The sequence below is a fragment of the Bartonella sp. AP57NXGY genome, from assembly GCF_042195805.1.
Classification (GTDB): domain Bacteria; phylum Pseudomonadota; class Alphaproteobacteria; order Rhizobiales; family Rhizobiaceae; genus Bartonella.
The window spans coordinates 1-2,865 of the sequence record NZ_JBHIOZ010000018.1 but is presented as its reverse complement, the minus strand read 5'-3'; the positions used below and the strand labels follow the sequence as shown (position 1 = coordinate 2,865).

The window sequence follows — 2,865 nt, the reverse complement described above, 5'->3', positions numbered from 1 at the left end:
CATTATTACAGCATTGCTGCTTTGTACTGGACTTGCTGTTACTGGTTGTGAAAAAACTTATAGTGTAAAAGAATTTAAAACAAATGAAAAATTATACGAGGAATGGGCAAAGAAATGTGAGAACGATGATTCACCGCTCAAATCCTCTCAAAATTGTAAAAACCTTCGACAAGCATATGTAGAACTTTTTTTAAGGCCCTAAATTGTGTCCTAAACTTTGTAAATTTGAAAAAGGGGAATTTATTGATGAATAAAGCCATTATTACAGCATTGCTGGTTTGTGCTGGACTTGTCGTTTCTGGTTGTGAAAAAACTTATAGCGTAGCGGAATTTAAGAAGGATCCCAAATTACTCGAGCAATGGGCAATGAAATGCATGATATCAGAGGATTTAGATTCTCAAAATTGTAAAAACGCAGATAAAGCGTATCGTGAAGTTCATGCCCGAGATTGGCCTGGTTCAAGCTTTGTACATGATGACGAGAAAAAAACTGAAGATAAAAAGGAAGGAAATTAAATCATGAATAAAGTTATTATTACAGCATTGCTGCTTTGTACTGGACTTGTCGTTGCTGGTTGCGAAAAAAACTACAGCGTAGCGGAATTTAAGAAAGATAAAACATTACTCGAAGAGTGGGCAAAAAAATGTGAAAAGCTGGATCAATCTTCTATGGAGAAATCTAAAAATTGCCAACATGCCAGACAAGCATATATGGAACTTATGTTTGGCATTAATTAAAAACATACAGTTCAATAAATAAGGAATTTTTTAGTTCTTGATTCTATTGCGTTTTTAGGCTCTCTCTAACTTTTAGAGAGTCTTTTTATGGCTTCAAGAATTAGTCGTTTACGATCAGTACTCTTTGTGTAAACGTATGCTATACTGTCATTTGTTCAGCTCAAAAGTGCTTTCAATTGTAGATAGTATTGCCTCCCAATGAGTTGTTACGTGTTACTGCTAATTTTTTAATGTTTTGGTTACATGTATTTAAAATATGAGATTAAATCTATCTTTGGGGTGTTTTTTTGCGTTTATCACAAATAAATGTTTCATCACACTAAGATCGTCTTTAAGTGTTGCGGCTAATTTCGGAAAAATTAGGAGGAAACATTTGTTTGGAAATTACGTTCTCTGTTTTAATAAAGAGAAAAACATTCTGAATAGAATTATTATCGTTTCATACTCAAATGTTTTTCTCAAACTATTTTTAAAAAATTTCTTTTGATTTGAGAATATTATAACATTAGTTAAGTTGTGAGACAGTTTTGCTAGGATGGTTTTGCTGGATGTGTGAGGAATTGAGCGCTCTCCACATCTTTTCATTTTTCTCCTCTCTTTTCTGAGTTTGCAAGGTTTTTCCTTGTTATTTTTTTATCTTAATTGTGTCGTGATATTATCATGTTGAGCGGTGGAGCGCATATAAAACTTTACGTATGAGGTGTTTTTTGTTCTCGAGTGTGTGATGAATGTTTTTCTGAATAACACTTTGATTTATAAAAATAATTTAATTATTTTATACTGAATAAGGATCTCGAATAACGTAAGATTCTCTTATTCCAAATCTGTTCTCGGTTGAATTAATTAAAACCATCTTCTTGCATGGTACAAGCGGGGAGAGCCGTGTGGATAAAAACTGTTGAAGAAAGACGTAAAAATGCCTCTTATGAATTATCTCAAGTGCTAAAGGTTTGTTGGCAACATTTGGGGCTGGAAAAGTGTGTGATGCTGCTGGTTTATTCTCTCATAAGGGTAAAGATGGTGTTCAATAGATTATCATAAGCTTCATGAAATATTATTCTTTAGAATTGTGATATGCCCTGAAGGGGAAATTTACTCAATAAAGAGACAAATTATTTACAGATCATATCTGATAGAAAATTTCGTTTTTTAAGGTGGGAGTGAAGTTGAGATTCAAGATAGCGTGAAAAGACGGACACTGATGGTTAAAAATGCATACAAAAAGCAGAGTTTATACTCAAATAGTTGCAAGCGATGTTTGAAATTGGGTGTGTGGTTTATCTGTAGAATTAAAATTTTGCTTTGCTCTTATGTGAAATTAAGATGCTCATTTGCACAGATTATAAAAAGCCAAAAGAGTATGCTTAGTATATTTCTATTACGAGAACTAAAATAACAACAAAAGCATTGATGGTGATAATCAAGGTTGAATAAAGCATAGCGGCTTTTACGAGATCAGCCATAAAAACCTCTTTCTGTTCTTTTTGAGGTGATTTTATGAATAACAATATGTTACAATCTGTAATATATGCTGATACAACATATTCGGCAAGCTTAAAATCGTTCCTTTTTTTATAAAAGCTTAAGGAGTTGGAGTATTGTGAATCCTAAAAAAGAAAGCTTTAAAAGGACTATTGATTGATTTTGTAAGTTTTGTGTTGCTGGAAACTTTTTTTATCCTGTTATGCTATAAAGCACTGTCATTTATAACGGTAATATAAGACATATAAGTTTTCTTGGAACGTTTAAGTATTTTTTAGTGTACGATGAATATTCGTAGGTTTATTTGTTGAGTCTTTCGTTTAAGTGAAGCAGATGAGGGGAAAGTCAGGAGAAGATCGTTTGACAAAAATTCGGACTGCGTACAGAGCCGATTGAGTTAAGATCTTAGTCCTTTAAGGTGAGCGGCGGAAGATAAAAATGTTTTCTGATCGTTTATCTCATAGCAAGATTGGTTAATGCTGCTCTAATGGGGCATGTTTTGCACAAAAGTAAAGAACGCTCCAAAAGAAATATACTTATGTTGTATATTAGTATATTTGTATTGCATATTTATGTACTTGTTTTAAAGAAATATCTCTTAACGCACACGAAAGACATTTTACGATGACATTCGTAAATGGTATA

Annotated in this window: 3 protein-coding genes; all 3 read left to right on the top strand. The window is 32.7% G+C overall.

The window, feature by feature from the left end; translation table 11 throughout:
* The first annotated feature begins 1 nt into the window (after position 1).
* The 3 genes from ACFIL8_RS03740 to ACFIL8_RS03730 are packed head-to-tail and all read left to right on the top strand — an operon-like array spanning position 2 to position 738.
* Entirely contained in the window at positions 2 to 202 is a 201-nt protein-coding gene (locus ACFIL8_RS03740; protein ID WP_375688949.1) for an EexN family lipoprotein, read from the top strand.
* Positions 203 to 246: 44 nt separating this feature from the next.
* Positions 247 to 516, top strand: coding sequence for an EexN family lipoprotein (locus tag ACFIL8_RS03735; protein WP_375688947.1), 270 nt, complete (start codon positions 247 to 249; stop codon positions 514 to 516).
* 3 nt (positions 517 to 519) lie between these two features.
* Entirely contained in the window at positions 520 to 738 is a 219-nt protein-coding gene (locus tag ACFIL8_RS03730) for an EexN family lipoprotein (protein ID WP_375613558.1), read from the top strand.
* The last annotated feature ends 2,127 nt before the right edge of the window (positions 739 to 2,865 follow it).

Bases quoted from the DNA above. Each gene is read 5' to 3' on its own strand.
- ACFIL8_RS03735 (WP_375688947.1), top strand. From the start codon at position 247: ATGAATAAAGCCATTATTACAGCATTGCTGGTTTGTGCTGGACTTGTC.
- ACFIL8_RS03730 (WP_375613558.1), top strand. From the start codon at position 520: ATGAATAAAGTTATTATTACAGCATTGCTGCTTTGTACTGGACTTGTC.